Raw genomic sequence first — 19,352 nt, 5'->3', positions numbered from 1 at the left:
TTTGACTAAAAAAGTATTAGCTTATACTATTTCCCCCCTCTTAAAATTGCGTAAAAGGATAATAAGGAGATAGCATGATTATAAGAACCAAACAATTTAAAAGGGTCTTTAATGATGACCTATTTCCCGCAAATGAAAGCGAGCGATACGTATATAGCATGGCGATTGCTGGTTCTATATTGAGGGATTATAAAGGTGTACCAACATCAAGAGATCCAATCATTGTGGAAGGGGGGAAACATAGATTGCATCTACGCTATATTTGGACGGCGTTTATGGTTTATGGAGAGGAATCACCAAAAAAATTTAAAAGATCCGCTATAAAGATGTCCAAATATTTTTCTGTTAATACAGAAATGGAAATAGGACTTTTTTGGGATACCTTTAAAGAAAACTCCTTGTACAAAACTGTTTTTAGACTAGATGATACTTTTTTCCCACGTTCTGATGAGCCACCGCTGACACTGAATGATTATCCTATAGCCTTTTATAAGCATTTTCCAGATACAGTACGAACTATTGAAGAGCAAGAGGCTTTTTTGTTGAGGGAAAAGGCTGAAGCAGAGGAACAGGAAAAAAGAAACAAAGAAATTAGAAGCAAAATCCTAGAAGAACGACAGCGAAATATCCCCCATAGACCTCTACATAAAATATTAAATGGGGAACTTTTTCCTGAAAAGTTTTCTCCTCCAGGTAGTTATAGATATAACGAAGATCGGATTAAGTATTCACTGTCTTTAGCTTTATCGGTTCTACTGCAGTTAAAAGAACCACCAACAGAAGAAAACCCAATCGTTTTACGTTGCGAGGATATTGAACAGTCCATACATGTATTGATTGCATTTCTAGTACTTGGTATTTATAGTCAGAATGGTCATTTGGGTCCGAAATTTAAGTTTGATTCAAGCAGTATACATCTTGAGGGTAGGTTGGCTGAATACATCTCCACCCATCGTGTGTATGTAAATGGTCGTTACTATAATACACTCGATAGCGACGCAAAAGCTGTTGATGAAAAGGTTCAGGATTATTTCATCAGAAATGTAAATTTACAAAATTTTCCTGAGCAATATGAAGGAATTTCTGTTACCGATTTCGAGGTTATTGAACAAGAAGTTTTAAGAGCTAAACAAGAGAAAGAAGAAAAACGCGTGAGAGAAGACGAGGAACGCGCGCGCGAAGAAGAAAAGAGAACTGAGGAAGAAAAAAGAAGACAAATTGAAAGGGAAGAATTAAGAAAAATAGAAATTGAACAGGAAAAAATAAAAGAAGAACAACAAAGACTCTATGAAGCAAAATTTCAAGTAACGTTTGAATATGATAGGATACGGCAAGAGAATGATAAGCTTCGAACTGAGAATACTAAAAAACTTTTTAATGAATTATCTAAGGAGAATCCCAGCTTTTTTGTAATTGGAGGATTGATAAATGAGGGAGTAAACATCAATAGTACAAACCACAATAAACAAACCCCTTTGATGTTCGCCTTATATTCGGAAAAATTTACTGTTGCTGAACTGTTGTTAAGGCATGGCGCTGATCCAACCATTCGTGATGCCTCTGGAATGCAAGCTAAGGATCTAGCACCAGAAGGTTCCGCATTACAAGAATTAGTTATTAAAAATCAATGTCGAGGACAGTTAAGTCAAGTAGTTTCAATCGAGGCACAAAAGGAACAACAGATTGTTTGCTTACATTTCTCTTTTTTGAACGAGGCCGAACAGGTAGATGCGAAGTTAAGTACAATAAAAGGACAACTACAAAGTGGAGTAGACATCAATTTTCAAGGTTCAAATGGTTATACTGCATTGATGTTTGCTAGTGAAAATCAAAATGAGCAGCTTGTTCAGTATTTGTTAAATGAGGGAGCTTCTCCACTCATTACCAATGATTATGGTCAAAAAGCCAGTGATTTAGTGACGCAAAGTTCTCCATTATATGAGCTTTTAAAAAAAGCGGAAATGCGAGTTGAGTTAGAGAAATTACCGGATCGTGAAAAATATAGTATTTTGCTGTGTGAAAAAGTTAAGTCAAGAAACGTATGTGCTCAAGAGATTGATGAATTGGTTGATTCTGGTGCTGATCTCAATTATCAAAATTCAAAGGGGTATAGTGTTTTAATGTTAGCAGTTGATGCTGAACAGGATCGAATAACTGAATATTTATTAAGATGTGGAGCCAATCCATTATTAAAGAATACAAAAGGAAAAACAGCAAGACAACTAGCTTCAATGAGCTCCCCTATTTATAACCTACTTAAAGGTTATGAGTTACTATTTGCTGCAACACTTAATGATTTACCTAGAATTAAATTCTTGCTTCGAACGGATACCTTAATAATTGATTTCCAAGGGGAGAATGGGTTTTCAGCCCTCCTAATTGCTGTTGAGCAAGGATTTGCTGAAATCGTTGAGTATTTATTAAAGCAAGGAGCCAGTTTCGAGGTTACTTTAGATAACGGGCATGGAGTTTTTGACTTAGCCACGGATGAAACAATTATTAAAATGCTTCAACATAGAGAAAATATGTTTGTTGAACCCGTGGAGCAAGAGCCTGAAGAAATTGACACTGAGAAAAAATTTAATAAACATTCATTCTTCAATCAATCAACTCCAACCTTGGATGACGAAACTAAAATAACGAGCTTAATAGTGTAACTAAATGTCAGATTAGAGGGCGATGAAGCTCATATTACTCAGCTGCAATTGGTCAATATGACTGATGGTTATTTATTATGACCCAGGGGAATCCCTAGTTAAGAGAGTAGAAAACGCCGAAGGACAATAATTTAAACAATGGAAAAATTATCAGCAGAGAAATTAATATAATTTTGTTAATTCAAGGACTGGTCCAAAGGTAGCCATTGGATATTGGAAATGAGGTTTTCGAGAATGTAATGAAGAGAAAATTAGGAATGGACTTCAATAACACAAAATAAATTTGCCACAGGAGTGGAGTTTATGAAAAAAGATGAAAAACTGAACTACTGGTTTTGTTGAGCAAGGAATGAGTAAGTGGGAAAATATAGTGATTTTAGTATTAGATTACTTTATGAAGTAAATAACCAAATCCCTAGTGTGCGCCAATTAAAAGAGCTCCTTGTAAAAGGTGCTGCCATTAATTATCAAAGTATCGAAAATGGCTATACAGCTTTGATGTTTGCTGTGATTAATCAACATGATCGAATAACTGAATATTTACTGCGTCAAGGAGCTAATCCTTTTATTAAAAATCATAGGGACAAAATTGCAAGTGAATTAATTCCTCAACAGGCTTCAATCTATCCCATCCTTAAAGATTACGAATTATTGTATGCAGCCCGCATTAATAATCTGGAAGCTGTACAGTCAACAATTAAAGACGGAGCACTAGTTAATTTTCAAGGTCCTGGTGGATATACATCGATTATGTTAGCTGCAAAGTATAAATTTATTGATTTGTTTGAATATCTTTTTCTGCAAGGAGCCGATTTGACATTATTAAATTCAGAAGGAAAAGGCATTTTTGATTTAACTAAAGATTCAACTTTAATTTCATACCTTCATAGTATTACCGAGTGTAGTTTAGAATTGCAGTCACAATCTCAACTCGCTAATGAAAAAAAAACACATCGTTTTTTTCCAGTAAGCATTGATCCCCTTCATGCATAAAGAGGGAAAATATTTGCTTAGGAAAGATATTGAATAAAAAAGAAGATCAGGAAGTCAAAGGACTAACCTAGCTCATAACTACCCATTTAACTTACGGGAAATACGTCATGGTAAAAAAGAATTCTCTCTACATATCAAAAGCCTTTCTAGCTGAAATAAACAAAGAACACAGAAAGCCGGACAAAATAAAACAATACCTCGCTGATGGTGCAAATATAAATTATCAGAACGAAAATGATGGGTATACAGCTTTAATGATAGCCGTTGATAAAGACGATGAACCATTAGTTACTTACCTATTACAGCAAGGTGCCAATCCACTAATCAAGAATCATCACCAGGAAATTGCAAGTGACCTTGCGTTAACCCATTCACCTATTTATCACTTGCTCAAAAATCATGAGCTCTTATTCGCAACACTGCAGAATGATATAAGGGGCGTGAAAGCGGCACTTGCAGCAGGAGCGAATATCAATTTTCAAGGACCCGGCGAATATACTGCTTTAATGATTGCTGCTGAACAAGATCTTCTTGAAATAGTAGAACTGCTGATAATTAGTGGGGCTGATATTTCACTAGAGCGCAGTGATGGCTGGGATGCTCTTTGCCTCTCAAAGGGTGGACTTGTTTATAAGACACTAGAATATGGAAAACCATTCACCCCTGAGCAAAAGAAGAAAATGATGGAAGATGATGATGAGGATGAAGAGCGTTTTGAAAAAGGACGTTTAAGAGCCTTGGCGGACAGAAAAGGACAGCCTTTTGCTTTAAACCAGTTAAAGATGCACCCCATGGACGGTGTTTTTAAACCTGCTCCAACAGCATCACAATTTGCTGAACTTGAGCAGCATTTTGGTCATCCGCTACCTGCAAGTCTTAAAGAAATATTGACTCATTATAATGGGTGTTTTCCGCTCCTCAATTACTACGGGGATGATGAATATAGTTCAATTAGTTTTTTTTATGGTTTGGATGAAAATAGGGATTCCCCAGCCAATATATGGTGGTCCATTGACAGTTTTTCTAAATACTTAGGACGAGAAACTTTACCTTTTGCGGAAGATAGGTATGGAGGAGTTTATTATTTGAAGTGGGTCAAAGGTAAGGCACAGGTTTGGCTATTTCAATATGGAGACCAACCCTTTGATCATGAGGATGATAATTATACAATGCCAACTGCTTACAACCTCATCAGTGAATCTCTAGATGCATTATTGGAGTCTTTATATGCAGTCCAAGATTGAACAGGAAAATAATATTCAACAAACAAAAGAAAAAGCTAATTTAAAATTAAAGCTAACAACTTATAGCTGTTACTTTGAAGTGCAATTAAAACATGGGGATTTTGGTAAGAGTCGCGAGAAACATAATAATATTTGTAACAAATTATTATTGAAGCAGATTGAGGAATTAAATAAGGAAGGGATTCAACTTTGTGCTGAAATAAGTAATGATGCTCTAGTAAAAAAAATTTGCTTACAACCAAATGATCCTCCTCATCCATCACTAACATGGGAGCATTGTCACTCTCAGACGGCCAATGGAAAAGAGGGAATTATGCGCTTGGTTCCAAAAAGTCAACATAAATCAGGCTCTGAATATTGGAGAGTCTTTCATCCTGACCATAAAAATCGTGGTGGGTATCATGAGTGGGCTAAACCTAATGGTGCTCCCGTGAAGAAGCCAAAAAACTACCCAAAGGATTTTAAATTCCAGGACATACCAAATCTAAAGCCTGAAGAGTTATCTGATGCTTTTTTGGTGGCTGTAAAAACTAATAGAAGCAAAAAATTTTTTGACTTAATTGATCGAGCAAAACAACTTATCTCTGAGGAAGAGCTGGGAACCATCTTAACCAAATTTTATGTAGTAGGTTCTAAGGGAAAAAAGGAGACCTTGCTACATCTTGCGGCAGTTAATAATAATGTAGAAATTACATCTAATTTATTAACTCACTTTATCCAAACACCAAATTTTTCACAAGTGGTTAATTATCAAGGTAATACACCTGCGCATATTGCAGCTGAAAATAATCGGCCATTACTTCTAAAAAAACTTTCATTAGTTGGAATAGATTTAACAATAAAAAATAATTGCCAAAAAACAGTTTTTGATATAGCAAGCGAAAGAAAGTATTCCTCTTGTTTACGTTATTGTACATCCTCTGATTATCAATCCTCCACACAGACCGAGTTATCAGAACAATTTGAAAATACAAAAGAGCAAAAACAGAATCCACCTAAGAAATCTATTTGTGATCCTCAATTTACCTATGGTGGTAATACCAGACATCAACCAGATGTAAATAATTCATTCTGTCCCCCTAACTCTCAAAATTCAGTAACTACGTTGACCCGTACTAAAAATTTCAGAGAGCTAATGGGATTACCTGCCCAACCAACCAAGGAAGGGCTCGCGGCTCAAGAAGCCAGAGACCTCGAACGTTTAAAGGAGAACCAAGCACCACGAAAAACCTTCAGAGAGCTGATGGGATTACCTGCTCAACCAGCCAAGGAAGAGCTCGCGGCTCGAGAGGCCAGAGATCTCGAGCGATTAAATGCGAGCCAAGTACCACGGAAAACCTTCAGAGAATTGATGGGGCTTCCTGCCCAACCAACCAAGGAAGAGCTCGCGGCTCAAGAAGCTAGAGATCTCGAGCGTTTAAATGAGAGCCAAGTACCACGGAAAACCTTTAGAGAATTGATGGGGCTTCCTGACCTACCAACTAATGAAGAGCGTGTGTCGCGGGAACCCAGAGATCAAAAAATTAAAAAAGAGAACACAACTCCTCCTAACAAGGAAGGTTTTATTGTGAGTCTTCAAAAAAATAAGGAGGATTTTAAAGCAGGAAACTCAATAAATATTAATAAATCATTACCCCAAAAGGCTTTGGCAAACAAACTCTCGAGGAATTGCGAAACAGTTTTACCTGCTGCCAAACCATTGCCTAATAAAAATTCATCGGCTTTGGCAACATCAATAGCTTTGCAAAAAATTATCAATGATCGTATCGAGAAACAGAACAAACAAAAGCAGGAATCACTATGTAATGAAAATAAAACATTAATGCAACCAAAATCACATCAACAACTACCAAAAAAAGAAGAACGAAATAACTCAATCACAACAGCAAAAGATGTACAGTCCCAAGTGATTCAGCCACGTGTCCAGCAATATACTCAGCCACGTGTCCAGCAATATACTCAACCGCGTGTCCAGCAATATGCTCAGCCGCGTGTCCAGCAATATGCTCAGCCACGTGTCCAGCAATATGCTCAGCCACGTGTCCAGCAATATTCTCAGCCGCGTGTCCAGCAATATGCTCAGCCACGTGTCCAGCAATATGCTCAACCTCGTGCCCAGCAATATTCTCAACCACAAGCTCAGCAACGAGCTCAGCAACAAGCTCAGCAACAAGCTCAGCAGCGAGCTCAGCAACAAGCTCAGCAGCGAGCTCAGCAACAAGCTCAGCAGCGAGCTCAGCAACAAGCTCAGCAGCGAGCTCAGCAACAAGCTCAGCAGCGAGCTCAGCAGCGAGCTCAGCAACAAGCTCAGCAGCGAGCTCAGCAGCGAGCTCAGCAACAAGCTCAGCAGCGAGCTCAGCAGCGAGCTCAGCAACAAGCTCAGCAGCGAGCTCAGCAACAAGCTCAGCAGCGAGCTCAGCAACAAGCTCAGCAGCGAGCTCAGCAACAAGCTCAGCAGCGAGCTCAGCAACAAGCTCAGCAGCGAGCTCAGCAACAAGCCCAGCAAAAGGCTCAACAGCAGGCTCAACAACGTGCTCAACAGCAGGCTCAACAGCAGGCTCAACAACGTGCCCAACAACGTGCCCAACAGCAGGCCCAACAGCAGGCCCAACGAGCTGCTGCTGTAAGATCTGCTCATCAAGCTGCATCTGTGCGAGCTGCCCAACAACAAGCTCAGCAACGGGCTCAACAAACTGCAGCTCAAAGAGCATATAGGCGCTAAAATGATCTCCCGGTTTGTGATAGATAACGTACTTTATCCATCAAAAACTGGGTATAATCAGGAAAAACAGAAATGAGACCCTATGAATTTCCTGGATGAGCCAAATTCGAAAAATCGAAAGTTTGTGATGGATAAGATTTTTTTACCCCTTGGATGTTCATTTTGATGCCAATTAACTTTCTGCTTGGTTGACTTATTATTACTCAGTGCATGTGAAAGGTGCTCCTGAGAAAATTGAACAAGCCAAGATAAAAAACTTAAGTAAATTTATCGATAGTTGGACGCCCGCTGTTTAGCAAGCATTTTCAAAAGCATTTATGTAAAACCATTTCAGAGAAAACGGGTAAACCCTACAAAGCTACTTCTATTAATAGAACGATGGCCACCATTCGACATGTGGGACGATGGCTACATCAACAACGCCCCTTATTAGCAGGAGATCCATTAGCGCAAGTCAAAGATCTACAAACCGATGCACCCGATTGGATTGGACTAACATCGCGTCAATTAATGAGACTCAAGTCTGCTTGTGAACAATACATTAAAAGCTGTACCCGGAAAAATCAAAACCCATTAATGGAAACAGTACTTTATTATTTGTTATTAGGTACAGGGCTTCTCAGTCATAGAATTCCTTTACCACGAGAGAGTAGGCGTACTTGGATCAATACTTAGAAAAAAGAGAGCCTAAAGAAGATGGGCCGTTGTTTAATACTCGATATGGAACACGCTTGCAAACGTTAGATGTTTATAGAATGTGCCAGCGAGTTTTAAATAGGCTTTGGCGTTTTTGCCCGAGAATGAGAAATTTGCATTTACGCCACATAAACGGAGGCATACCTTTTTAAAAAAAAAGTTACCGATAAATATGGAGTTCATTTTGGGGAATTAAGCGGCAATGTTTCAATTAAGGAAATTTTTCGTTATGCCAAGCTTAATCAGTCGGAGATGCAGGCGACGGTAGAAAGTCTTTTTGAGAGTTAAGCAGTTGGTTATAAAACAGAGAAGGTGAAATGAAATTTGCATGTAATATAAATAAAACAGATCAAGTTAACCGGACAATAATTGGGGCGGCACTTTGTATTTCAATCACCCCTCCTCAATAGCCTTAGCTATCATATGTTCCACTTCAGGAGAGCGGACTACCACAACGTTTGTACCTTTACCGTCGGATGTTAACGGTTCAATCCAAGCATCACCAAAAGAAATATCAGCAGTTCCAGCCATGGCATAATCGCAGTAATTGCATTTATTTAGCAGACGCAGCTATAGCATCGGCTGAATTACTAAAAGATAAAAGTATTCTGGAGCATCCTGATCCTTAGGTGTTGCCACAGAAACAGCTGTGTTTAAACATCTATTTGCTTGATATTACTCGCAAAATGTTATTGGCGCGGTACCAAAGACCATGAAGTGGATGTAATAGCACAGATTGGTGATCAAATAATTCCTTTAGAAGTCAAATACCTATCACAACATACGAATGCCAAAGCATTGAAAAGATTGTTAGAACTATGTAAGAAAAAAAATATTGCACATGGTTATGTAGTAACTGACGTTAGATGACTTTTGTATTATGAAAAACCTACCAGAAATTACGACAAATGTTATGCAGATACCCGCACCATTACTTTGTTACTGGTTGGGAGAATCAGAATTAAAGCAGACATTTTGCTTTAATTAGTTGATAACTTGAGCCATCAAAACATTTTTTGAACACGCAAAGGATAAGGCAAGGAATTAAAACACATTTTTAAGCGTTCAACTATACTTCATACACACGCAACCTAATGAGCTAAAATGTATAAAGAATTAATTGCTTCTATCATAAATAATCCCGCTTTGGTATCGGGTTTTATAGGGGTGATTCTAGGATTTTTTTCATCCTTACTTACGTCTATTTATGTACAGCGCTCTGTAAATAAGAGAGAGAGGCAACAACTATTGTTGTCCAAATTGGAGGAGTTGTACCTCATTACTGAAAGAATGAACTTCCAATTTTTTTCTGATTTAATTAGGGTACAAAAAAAATGGGATAGGGTGCCATTCACCAGTAATTATGATTTAGAACCATCTCCTTTAAATCTCTTTGAAATGTTACTGAATATATATTTTCAAGAATATAAGAGTACTTCAGCATCAGCTCTTAGACAGTTTTATAAATCAAGAGATGATTTCACTAAGGCAGTTAATTCTGTTTATTCAGCAGGTGTACTTGATGATTCAGAAAAGGAAAAAAAATTTATTGAATTAGGTTTATTGCTGAATCAGCTACGCAGCTCGCTTTCTAATATACAACAAGAAATTTCCTTGCTAGCAAAAAAAAATTTTTACTGACTATATAACTAGTTAATTCAGGCAGGGTTCTTCGTGCGCGGTGACATTAGTTTATTTCATCAACATCTCTCTATTTTGGGGCCAAAATGCTTGGAAAACAGAAGCATTAGTGAAACAAAAATGATTATAGTTTTAGATACCTTTAGACTGGCAACAAAGTTTTTACGAATGAAATTATAACATTGAGAATTTCATGATTATTATTAGAAAGACGATACATTTACAATTGAATCCATCTAGTAATGTAGCCAATGTTAAGGATCTGGCATATATTTGTCTATTAACATTGGAGCTACACTACGAAAGTACAAAAAATAAAGCTAAGTCCTTACCCACTTCTGATTAATTTCGAAATTTACCTTATTATTTGCATTCCTTGCGTTGGTGATAATAATTGCAAAAAACACAATAATCATTACGGCAAAAGGTATAAAGTACAAAATAAGCATTTTTTAAAACAAGCATAGAAATTTTCATTTAAATGGTTTTTTTACAGAGTCACTCCATTACCAATTCAATCTTCAGCAAATTTGCTGAATAACCGTATCATTCATTACCTCGAGCGAGCAGTTGCTCTCGTTTTTCCATTGGGTTTTCATGGTCTTCGGATTTTCCCAGACCGTTCGACCTATTTGTGTATCAATATGCAGGTAGTATTTCAGAACATCGCAAAACTATCGTAAAAGTTCCACTACAAGCATCACTTTTATCGATGTCAAACCCAGAGTAGTTGAATGTAATATTGCGGGAACGAGCCAATAATTCTAAAGTAGATACCTCCAATGCTCTGCCACAAGCAATGCTAACGACGTTGTAGCTGGGTTTACAACCAACCCGCTCAATTAGTCTCCTCATGGCGGGCAGCAAGGAGTAGGAAAGGCGAAAGTGGATGAGATTAAATAAACCTGGGTTAGGGAATCGATTAAAAATAGGCAGCATGGCATCAATAAAAAACAAAATGGATTATTATTGTACATACAATTGGCTTTAATAACAATTGAGCTTAGCTCAAGCTATTTAGGTTAGGCCACTTCCGATTAGCCATATAAGCTTGGATTGCTGCTAATTTCTGCCTTAACTGTTATTAATCAATCAAAGCCTCACTTAGCTGGACTAAGGCAGAAATCAAGTTAGACAGTGAGTTCAGAAAAATTATCAAAATAATGTCGGACTTTTTCGCCGATCTCAGGATGCTTTAGCGCATATTGGATTGTGGCTTTTACGAAACCAAATTTATCACCACAATCGTAGCGTTTCCCCTGAATTTTATAGCCAAATACTTCTTGCACATTGATGAGTTGCTTTATGGCGTCAGTGAGTTGAATCTCATCATTTTTACCCGGGGAAATGGTTTCCAAAAATGAAAAAATTTCAGGATTAAAGATATAACGGCCTACGACACCTAAAGAAGAAGGGGATTCCTCCGGGGCAGGCTTTTCAACGATTCCATTGATTTCATAGTAGGTTTCAAAGTATTGAGAGACGGAAATCACACCGTATTTATTTGAGTCTGCCAAATCAATTTTTTCAATTGCAAGTATATTTGCTTGGGTGTTTTGATAAAGTGCTGCCATTTGACCTAAACAGTTTTGCGAATTGCTCATGATCAAATCATCAGGCAAAATCACTGCAAACGGCTCATCATTAATCACATGCTTGGCGCATCGGATGGCATCGCCTAACCCTTTGGGTTCAGGTTGCCTGATAAATGTGCATCTTATAGGAGCGGGCAAAAAGTTAATGGTAGACAATAAAGAGTATTTACCCTCTGTGCTTAAACGATTTTGGAGTTCATAATTGACATCAAAATGGTCTTCGATTGCTCGTTTGGAGCTGTTGGTAATAAAAATGAGTTCTGAAAATCCTGCTTCAACGGCTTCCTCAACAGCATACTGAATAATGGGCTTATCAACGACCGGTAGCATTTCCTTAGGGTTTGCCTTTGTAGCAGGTAAAAATCGACTTCCTAAACCGGCAACCGGAAAAACAGCCTTTTTTAACTTCTTGACCATGTTTATCTTCCTTGAGAAATCAATTAAGGGCAATGTAGATAGGCATAAATGGCAACAGTAAACGGATATTACGATCTGCTGTTTTCATTACAAAAGCCGTTCATGCACCTTAAGCTAGTAGCTATTATTACATAAAAAATTAAGAAAGCGTCAATTAGCACAGAGACCATTAGGGAAATCAGTTATCCACTAGCGAGAAACCACAGTAATTTTGCAGAAGAAAACCATGTGCCCATATGAAGAGAAGTCATTTAAGCCAAATTGTCGGAAAAGTTGAAGAACTGAAATTGGCAAAACCTATGCAAAAGCATCTATTATTTAATTAGTACTCTGTTCAGTGGTTTCTTTAAGGACAAGAATAGGGAGGAATGATGACCGCTCAAACGCATGCAACCAGTGATCATGGAACGATAAAAAAATGGGCAGAAGTTCGAAATGCCAAACCCGCAAAAGTCAAAGGTGCCGGCCATAACGGCAGCGAATTACTCAGATTTGACTTCCCAGGCTACACAGGCAAGGATCTGGAGGAAATCAGTTGGAGTAAATGGTTTGATATCTTTGATGAGAATGATCTTGCTCTTATTTATCAGGAAGAAACTGCTGATGGTAAAAAAAGTAATTTTAATAAAATTGTAAGCAAGGAAACAGCCAAAAACATAAAAGGTTGATTGAAAGAATTTCATCCCATTCTATAAATTCACTGAGGTTTCACTCAAAAGAGCGTGAAACCTCCCATCTCATAACAAGCTTAAATAACTCTTGCACTAAACCCTAATATTGCAATACTCTCACTAATAAGATGATGTAATGTAAGGAAAAATACATAATTCCATTTGAAAGCTGATCTTGGAGGAATCATCAGCAAGTTTGCGTCTTTATAAAGCTGACTCAATATAACTTCTCCATAGTTTTCATGATTAAGTCTCAATTTTTGTCATATGTTAAGGATAAAGGGAATGATAAAAAATATATTAATTACAGGAGGTGCTGGATTTATAGGCTCCCATCTGGCAGATGAACTGATTGCACAAGGATACAAAGTAAGAGCCTTAGACAATTTGTCTGAGCAGGTGCACGGTCCAAACGCTAAACGCCCTGAATATTTGCATCGAGACGTGGAGCTTGTTGTCGGGGACGTTAGGGATAAGGCAGCAGTAAAAAAAGCCTTGCAAGACATTGATGCTGTGTTTCATTTTGCGGCTATGGTCGGTGTTGGGCAAAGCATGTATCAGATAAAAAATTACACCGATGTCAATAATCTTGGGACAGCTGTATTGCTCGAAGCCCTTATCGAATCCCCAGTAAAAAAATTGGTCGTCGCATCCAGTATGAGCATTTATGGAGAAGGTCTATATAAGACAGCCACAGGCCAATGCATTGAAGAGTGTGAGCGAAATCTTGAGGATTTAAAAAAGCAACGATGGGAACTGTATGATGGCGAAAAAAATCCCTTGATGCCTATAGCCACTCCCGAACACAAAAAACCCTGCCTCTCATCCGTATATGCACTGTCTAAATATGATCAGGAGCGTTTGTGCCTAATCACCGGCAAAGCTTATAACATTCCCACTACCGCCTTAAGATTTTTTAATGTGTATGGCACCAGACAGGCACTGTCCAACCCATATACCGGGGTATTAGCCATTTTTGCATCCAGGTTACTGAACGATAATGCCCCCTTAATCTTTGAAGATGGCATGCAGAAACGAGATTTTGTACATGTTAAGGATGTCGCCAGGGCTTGCAGGTTCGCTTTGGAAAAACAGGCATCCAGTGGTGAGGTGATTAATGTAGGAAGTGGTAACCAATACAGCATTTACGAAATCGCCGAAAACCTTGCGCGCGTAATGAACAAAGAAATCAAAGCTCAAGTTACGGGTAAATACAGGGTCGGAGACATCCGCCATTGCTTTGCTGATTTAACCAAAGCCAAGTTGTTATTAGAGTATGAACCTTGCATCAAGTTTGATGAAGGACTGGCTGAACTGTCCCAGTGGCTTAAAGGACAAATAGCCATTGATCATGTAAGTAAGGCTACCAGTGAGCTGGCTTCACGAGGTTTGACTGTTTAGAGAATGGAGTCCTTATGAACAATACAATTAAAAATGAAAAATATACCCTCATCACTGGTGGAGCAGGATTTATAGGCGTTAATTTAGCTGACAAACTTCTTAGTCTTGGTAGAAGGGTTGTAATTTATGACAATTTATCTCGGTCGGGGGTGGAAAAAAATTTGCAGTGGCTTAAGGATAAGCATGGAAATAAAGCCATCGCCCAGATCGCGGATATTAGGGATAAAGCGTTCCTTCAGCAGTGTGTAAATGATGCAGAACAAATTTTCCATTTTTCAGCGCAGGTGGCAGTAACCTCTTCCCTCACAGATCCAGAAAATGATTTTGAAGTGAATTTAATCGGAACCTTCAATTTATTGGAGGCCATAAGAAATTCCTCCCAAAAACCTCCCCTGATATTTACCTCCACGAACAAGGTATATGGCGATTTAAATGATTTGAACTTTATTTCTGATGAAACCAGGGTTTATCCGGAAAATAAAAGCGTTCACCGGCATGGTATTGATGAGAGCCGCCCGCTAGATTTCCATAGCCCATATGGTTGTTCAAAAGGTTCTGCTGATCAGTATGTGCTGGATTATTCAAGGTGTTATGGGCTTAAAACCGTGGTTTTTAGAATGAGCTGTATTTATGGCCCCCATCAGTTTGGCAATGAAGATCAAGGTTGGGTGGCTCATTTTCTAATCAGCGCATTGGAAAACAAACCAATCGTAATTTACGGCAACGGCAAACAGGTAAGAGACATCCTTTTTGTAGAAGATTTAGTCGAAGCATTTTTGCTGGCAGAGCAGAATATCGATAAAACGTCAGGGAAGGTGTTCAATATTGGTGGGGGGCCTAACAATACGGTAAGCCTCATTGAAATCATTAATTTAATACAGAAAGCAACAGGAAAGGAAATAGATTTTACTTTTGAAGAATCGAGAGTCGGTGATCAACAGTATTACGTCTCAAACACTTCCAGGTTTCAAATGGAAACGGGTTGGTCTCCAAAGACTTCAGTGCTGCAGGGTGTAGAGAAATTGTTATTTTGGCTGAGTAAATCAAGAAACATCAGCCTGCCAAAAAGTAAATTTTTATCAGAAGCAATGGTTGAATAAATGGAAACGTCCTTAATAGAAAAAATTAATAAAAAAACAGAGTCAAAGACCTCAATAATGAAAGCAGCAGTTATAGCCGCACCTGAGACAATAAATACGGTTATGGTTGCAATTCCTGAGCCTAAAGCAGGTGAGGTAAGAGTCAAACTCGAGGGGAGCGGGGTTTGTGCTTCAAATACTCCCGTTTGGGAAGGAAGAGATTGGTTTTCTTATCCTATCGCAGCCGGTAATCCCGGTCATGAGGGTTGGGGAGTGATAGACGCAGTAGGGCCTGGAGTAACCGGCCTCTCAGTGGGTGATCGCGTAACCTGCCTATCCTACAATGCCTATGCAGAATACGATATAGCAAAAGCCGATGAAGTCATAATTTTGCCAGATTTTTTAAGCAATAAACCATTTCCAGGCGAGGCTTTAGGTTGCGTAATGAATATCTTTAATCGCTGTGATATTCACGCTGGCCAAACAGCAGCTGTGGTTGGTACAGGCTTTTTAGGTCTTTTGCTGATTCAGTTATTAAAATCAGCCGGCGCAAACGTAATTGCCCTATCCAAACGTCCATTTTCATTGCAATCGGCAGCGGCTGCCGGGGCAGACCAAGTCATAGCGATGGACGGCCATTATGAAGTGATTGAGAAAGTGAAACAATTAACCAGCGGTAAATTTTGCGACCGGGTTATTGAAGTAACTGGCAAAGAATGGCCGTTAAATCTGAGCATTGAGCTAACTGCTGAAAGAGGAAAGCTTATTGTTGCTGGTTTTCACCAGGATGGCATGCGGCAAGTCAACATGCAGTTGCTGAACTGGCGGGGAATAGACATGATTAATGCCCATGAAAGGGATCCCAGGCAATACGTAAAAGGAATACAAAATGCCATCAAAGCCATTGAAGAAGGAAAAATGGACCCCTTTCCTCTGTTTACCCATTCTTTAAATTTGGATGAAGCAGAACAAGCATTCAGTATGCTAAGTAACAGACCCGAAGGCTTTATCAAAGCCCTGCTGGTTAATGAGGTGGCAAAATGACAGCAACAAGCCGGTCTGAAAAAAGACTTTCTCTAGGTTTTATTGGTGTAGGCTGGATTGGTCGAAGCAGAATGGAAGCGCTTATTCATCAAGCTAAGGTTGACCCTTTGGTCATCGCCGAGCCTTGCAGGCAGAATGCAGCTGAGGCACTTAAGTTAGCAGCAGGCGCCAAACTTGTGGATTCACCGGATGAAGTATACAAGCATCAACAGTTGGATGGAATTGTTATAGCCACACCAAGTGCTATGCATGCTTCCCAATCCGTGGAGGCTTTGAAAGCAGGCAAGGCGGTGTTTTGTCAAAAACCCTTGGGCAGGACGTATGAAGAAATTGAGCAAGTGATACAAGCCTCGAGAGAAGCGGACAAGTTGCTTCATGTCGATTTATCTTATCGTCATACAAAAGCCTTTCAGGCGGTTTATGAAACGGTTAGTCGTGGGGAAATCGGCAGAATTCATGGAGTGAACTTGATATTTCATAATGCCTATGGCCCTGATAAACCCTGGTTTTATGACCTTAAACAATCCGGAGGTGGTTGTATAATCGATTTGGGCGTACACCTTCTGGATATGGCCTTGTGTTGCTTGGGTTTTCCTGAAATCATCAGTTTGAACAGTAATCTTTACAGCAAAGGATTTAGGTTAAAACCTCATGAGGAAACGGTAGAGGATTTTGCCAAAGTATTTATGCTTACTGAGCATGAGACTACCATCAGCCTTGATTGCTCATGGCATTCTTCTGCAGGGCAGGATGCGATCATTGAGGTGGTCTTTTTTGGCAGCGAAGGCGGTGTGTCCTTTAAAAACGTCAATGGTTCTTTTTATGACTTTAAGGCCGAGAAATACCATGGGACCCATAGCCAAAACCTTGTTCAATCAGCAGATGACTGGAGTGGGAGGGCAGGCGTGGTGTGGGCAGAAAAACTCGCAGCTGGACAGGGTTATGATGAGGCTACTGCCAATGAGTATTTAAAAACCGCTCTGATAATTGACAGAATTTATGGAAGATAAAATTAAAATATTAATGACTGCCGATACAGTTGGAGGAGTATGGACTTATGCCTTAAGCCTTTGTAAAGGTTTACTGAATTACAATGCGGAAATCCATTTGATGACGATGGGCGGCAATCCTGACAAACAGCAATTGGAAGAGGCAAATCGATTATCCAATGTGTATTTGTACTGCAGTGATTATAAACTGGAATGGATGGATGACCCCTGGGCCGATGTGAAGCTCGCAGCCGAATGGATAAAGTCAGTATATGACAAAATCAATCCTGATATCATTCATTTTAACAACTTCGTGGATGTAAACCACAATTGGTCATGTCCTGTCATTACTGTATTTCATTCCTGTGTCCATACCTGGTGGCGGGCTGTGAAAGGAGAGGATGCACCTCCTGAATGGGAGAATTATAAGCAACTAGTTAAAAAATCCATTTCCTCATCCGATATTGTAATTGCTCCCTCAAGGGCCATATTGAATGAGGCGCAAGCTGTGTATGGAAAAATCCCCAGTTCAAAAGTAATTTATAATGGCAGTGATTTTTGGCTGTCAGAACAATCGAGAGAAAAGGAACCCTTCATCTTAACTGCGGGACGTGTATGGGATGAAGCTAAAAATATCTATGCGCTCTCGGAAATTGCTGATGAGCTTGATTGGCCTGTTTATATAGCAGGGAATAATATAAATCCATCCAATGCTAAGGTTAAGATTCCAGAAAATGTGCATTTTTTGGGACCGCTTTCTCATCAGGACTTACAGGTTTACATGCAAAGGGCAGCGATCTTTGTGATGCCCGCGCGTTATGAACCCTTCGGCCTTGCGGTACTTGAAGCGGCTCAAGCCGGCTGTGCCCTCGTTTTAGGGCAGATAAAAACGCTTGAGGAAATTTGGCAGGATACAGCTGTTTATGTGCCCCCTTATGACCCAGCAAAACTGCTTAGGACGCTAAACCATTTAATCCAAGACAAAGAATTGCGGTCAAAGCTGTCTTCCCTGACTTCGTTAAGATCAAAGAATTTTACACAAGAGAAAATGGTGCGGGAGTATCAAAGTCTCTATAAAGAGCTCCTGAGACAAAAAGAATTTAACCATATGGTATCTGCATGAAAGTAGTTATGTTTTATCATTCCCTTGTCTCCGATTGGAACCATGGGAATGCTCATTTTTTAAGAGGATTTGCTCAAGAATTAATCAATCGTGGTTATCAAGTTGAAGTGTATGAACCACAGGGGGGATGGAGTCTATCCAATCTTCTCAATGATTATGGCTCGGAAAAAATGGACGAGTTCAGAACCTATTTTCCGACCCTTGAACCGCATTTTTATGATCCCAAAAATCCGGATTACAACAGTTTGCTAAGTGGGGCTGATTTAGTCATTGTCCATGAATGGAATGAGCCTGAACTGGTTGCAACCATAGGCAAGCTCAAAAATCTATTTGGGTATAAGCTCTTGTTCCATGATACCCACCATCGCGCTGTATCAGATGAACCGAGTATGGCCAGGTATGATTTTTCAGAATACGATGGCGCATTGGTTTTTGGAAAAGTAATACAGGATATCTATCAACACAAACAATGGATTAGCAGAACCTGGGTCTGGCATGAAGCGGCAAACCACCATTTGTTTAGACCTCAATTGACCCAAGAAAAAAAAGGGGATTTGGTGTGGATAGGCAACTGGGGAGACAATGAACGCACCAAAGAGCTCATGGAATTCCTAATCAAACCCGTAAGCGAATTGAATTTGAAAGCCAAGGTATATGGGGTCCGTTACCCGCAGGAGGCTTTAGACGCGCTTGAAGAAGCAGGTATTGAATACGGTGGCTGGCTTCCCAATTATAAAGTACCGGAAGTATTTGCAGAGTACAAAGCGACCGTTCATATTCCTCGTGGTCCTTACGTAAAAAACCTCTCCGGAATACCCACCATTCGTCCTTTTGAAGCGATGTCTTGTGGGATCCCTCTCATTTGCTCACCCTGGAACGATTCAGAACAACTGTTTCATCCTGGGCAAGACTATTTAACAGTAAATAATGGACAGGAAATGAAAGACTGTCTTAAGAGATTATTAAATGATGAGCAACTGTCCCAACAATTAGCGGCTCACGCACGTCAGACTATCTTACAAAGGCATACCTGTTCCCACAGGGTTGATGAACTTGAAACCATACTAGAAGAGCTTTGAA

Annotated in this window: 15 protein-coding genes; 13 read left to right on the top strand and 2 right to left on the bottom strand. The window is 39.4% G+C overall.

Annotated elements, in window-relative coordinates; all coding sequences use genetic code 11:
* The first annotated feature begins 74 nt into the window (after positions 1-74).
* From EL203_RS09905 to EL203_RS14605, 5 genes are all read left to right on the top strand, one after another.
* The gene (locus tag EL203_RS09905; protein WP_058472138.1) at positions 75-2,657 is read left to right on the top strand and encodes an ankyrin repeat domain-containing protein; all 2,583 of its coding nucleotides are present in this window, start codon (positions 75-77) and stop codon (positions 2,655-2,657) included.
* 357 nt (positions 2,658-3,014) lie between these two features.
* Positions 3,015-3,650 (top strand): ankyrin repeat domain-containing protein, encoded by a 636-nt coding sequence (locus EL203_RS09900; protein ID WP_058472139.1) that lies wholly within the window; start codon positions 3,015-3,017, stop codon positions 3,648-3,650.
* A 107-nt stretch (positions 3,651-3,757) separates the two neighbouring features.
* Positions 3,758-4,894: an ankyrin repeat domain-containing protein gene (locus tag EL203_RS09895; protein WP_058472140.1), complete on the top strand. Its 1,137-nt coding sequence runs from the start codon at positions 3,758-3,760 to the stop codon at positions 4,892-4,894.
* Positions 4,878-7,616: an ankyrin repeat domain-containing protein gene (locus tag EL203_RS14435; RefSeq protein WP_170166124.1), complete on the top strand. Its 2,739-nt coding sequence runs from the start codon at positions 4,878-4,880 to the stop codon at positions 7,614-7,616. The genes EL203_RS09895 and EL203_RS14435 overlap by 17 nt, the downstream gene beginning before the upstream one ends.
* Before the next feature lie 378 nt (positions 7,617-7,994).
* Positions 7,995-8,291 (top strand): hypothetical protein, encoded by a 297-nt coding sequence (locus EL203_RS14605; RefSeq protein ID WP_232003932.1) that lies wholly within the window; start codon positions 7,995-7,997, stop codon positions 8,289-8,291.
* Positions 8,292-8,705: 414 nt separating this feature from the next.
* Here EL203_RS14605 and EL203_RS09870 read toward each other — a convergent pair whose 3' ends face one another.
* On the bottom strand, positions 8,706-8,843 hold the full coding sequence (locus EL203_RS09870; RefSeq protein ID WP_082888216.1) for a Coenzyme F420 hydrogenase/dehydrogenase, beta subunit C-terminal domain: 138 nt from the start codon (positions 8,841-8,843) through the stop codon (positions 8,706-8,708).
* A 573-nt stretch (positions 8,844-9,416) separates the two neighbouring features.
* On the opposite strand from EL203_RS09870, the gene EL203_RS09860 reads away from it, so the two are divergent.
* Positions 9,417-9,953, top strand: a complete 537-nt coding sequence (locus EL203_RS09860) for a hypothetical protein (RefSeq protein ID WP_058469861.1) — start codon at positions 9,417-9,419, stop codon at positions 9,951-9,953.
* 1,130 nt (positions 9,954-11,083) lie between these two features.
* Here the strand turns inward: EL203_RS09860 and galU are convergent.
* A complete protein-coding gene (gene galU / locus EL203_RS09855; RefSeq protein WP_058469860.1) occupies positions 11,084-11,965 on the bottom strand; it encodes a UTP--glucose-1-phosphate uridylyltransferase GalU in 882 nt (293 codons plus the stop codon).
* Positions 11,966-12,336: 371 nt separating this feature from the next.
* Between galU and EL203_RS09850 the strand changes: the two genes are divergently transcribed.
* The 7 genes from EL203_RS09850 to EL203_RS09820 all read left to right on the top strand — a co-directional run bounded on the left by EL203_RS09850 (position 12,337) and on the right by EL203_RS09820 (position 19,351).
* A complete protein-coding gene (locus EL203_RS09850) occupies positions 12,337-12,633 on the top strand; it encodes a hypothetical protein (protein ID WP_122224880.1) in 297 nt (98 codons plus the stop codon).
* A 288-nt stretch (positions 12,634-12,921) separates the two neighbouring features.
* Positions 12,922-14,037, top strand: a complete 1,116-nt coding sequence (locus EL203_RS09845; protein ID WP_058469858.1) for an NAD-dependent epimerase/dehydratase family protein — start codon at positions 12,922-12,924, stop codon at positions 14,035-14,037.
* 14 nt (positions 14,038-14,051) lie between these two features.
* Positions 14,052-15,137 carry an SDR family NAD(P)-dependent oxidoreductase gene (locus EL203_RS09840; RefSeq protein ID WP_058469857.1) on the top strand — a complete coding sequence of 362 codons (1,086 nt, stop codon included), beginning with the start codon at positions 14,052-14,054 and terminating at the stop codon, positions 15,135-15,137.
* Entirely contained in the window at positions 15,138-16,160 is a 1,023-nt protein-coding gene (locus tag EL203_RS09835; protein WP_058469856.1) for an MDR/zinc-dependent alcohol dehydrogenase-like family protein, read from the top strand. It abuts the gene before it with no gap.
* Positions 16,157-17,170, top strand: a complete 1,014-nt coding sequence (locus EL203_RS09830) for a Gfo/Idh/MocA family protein (protein ID WP_058469855.1) — start codon at positions 16,157-16,159, stop codon at positions 17,168-17,170. The genes EL203_RS09835 and EL203_RS09830 overlap by 4 nt, the downstream gene beginning before the upstream one ends.
* The gene (locus tag EL203_RS09825) at positions 17,160-18,272 is read left to right on the top strand and encodes a glycosyltransferase family 4 protein (RefSeq protein ID WP_058469854.1); all 1,113 of its coding nucleotides are present in this window, start codon (positions 17,160-17,162) and stop codon (positions 18,270-18,272) included. Before EL203_RS09830 ends, EL203_RS09825 begins: the two co-directional genes overlap by 11 nt.
* Positions 18,269-19,351, top strand: coding sequence for a CgeB family protein (locus EL203_RS09820; protein ID WP_058469853.1), 1,083 nt, complete (start codon positions 18,269-18,271; stop codon positions 19,349-19,351). Before EL203_RS09825 ends, EL203_RS09820 begins: the two co-directional genes overlap by 4 nt.
* Position 19,352 lies beyond the last annotated feature (1 nt).

It is taken from the genome of Legionella jordanis (assembly GCF_900637635.1).
GTDB classification, from domain to species: Bacteria; Pseudomonadota; Gammaproteobacteria; order Legionellales; family Legionellaceae; genus Tatlockia; species Tatlockia jordanis.
Note: the sequence above shows the minus strand (reverse complement) of the source record. Positions and strands in the feature narration are given on the sequence as shown.

Excerpts from the sequence above, each read along its gene's own strand:
- EL203_RS09835 (WP_058469856.1), top strand. The coding sequence starts at position 15,138 with ATGGAAACGTCCTTAATAGAAAAAATTAATAAAAAAACAGAGTCAAAG.
- galU (WP_058469860.1), bottom strand. The coding sequence starts at position 11,965 with ATGGTCAAGAAGTTAAAAAAGGCTGTTTTTCCGGTTGCCGGTTTAGGA.
- EL203_RS09850 (WP_122224880.1), top strand. The coding sequence starts at position 12,337 with ATGACCGCTCAAACGCATGCAACCAGTGATCATGGAACGATAAAAAAA.
- EL203_RS09845 (WP_058469858.1), top strand. The coding sequence starts at position 12,922 with ATGATAAAAAATATATTAATTACAGGAGGTGCTGGATTTATAGGCTCC.
- EL203_RS09870 (WP_082888216.1), bottom strand. The coding sequence starts at position 8,843 with ATGGCTGGAACTGCTGATATTTCTTTTGGTGATGCTTGGATTGAACCG.
- EL203_RS09860 (WP_058469861.1), top strand. The coding sequence starts at position 9,417 with ATGTATAAAGAATTAATTGCTTCTATCATAAATAATCCCGCTTTGGTA.
- EL203_RS09830 (WP_058469855.1), top strand. The coding sequence starts at position 16,157 with ATGACAGCAACAAGCCGGTCTGAAAAAAGACTTTCTCTAGGTTTTATT.
- EL203_RS14605 (WP_232003932.1), top strand. The coding sequence starts at position 7,995 with ATGGCCACCATTCGACATGTGGGACGATGGCTACATCAACAACGCCCC.
- EL203_RS09820 (WP_058469853.1), top strand. The coding sequence starts at position 18,269 with ATGAAAGTAGTTATGTTTTATCATTCCCTTGTCTCCGATTGGAACCAT.
- EL203_RS09895 (WP_058472140.1), top strand. The coding sequence starts at position 3,758 with ATGGTAAAAAAGAATTCTCTCTACATATCAAAAGCCTTTCTAGCTGAA.
- EL203_RS09905 (WP_058472138.1), top strand. The coding sequence starts at position 75 with ATGATTATAAGAACCAAACAATTTAAAAGGGTCTTTAATGATGACCTA.
- EL203_RS09840 (WP_058469857.1), top strand. The coding sequence starts at position 14,052 with ATGAACAATACAATTAAAAATGAAAAATATACCCTCATCACTGGTGGA.
- EL203_RS09825 (WP_058469854.1), top strand. The coding sequence starts at position 17,160 with ATGGAAGATAAAATTAAAATATTAATGACTGCCGATACAGTTGGAGGA.
- EL203_RS14435 (WP_170166124.1), top strand. The coding sequence starts at position 4,878 with ATGCAGTCCAAGATTGAACAGGAAAATAATATTCAACAAACAAAAGAA.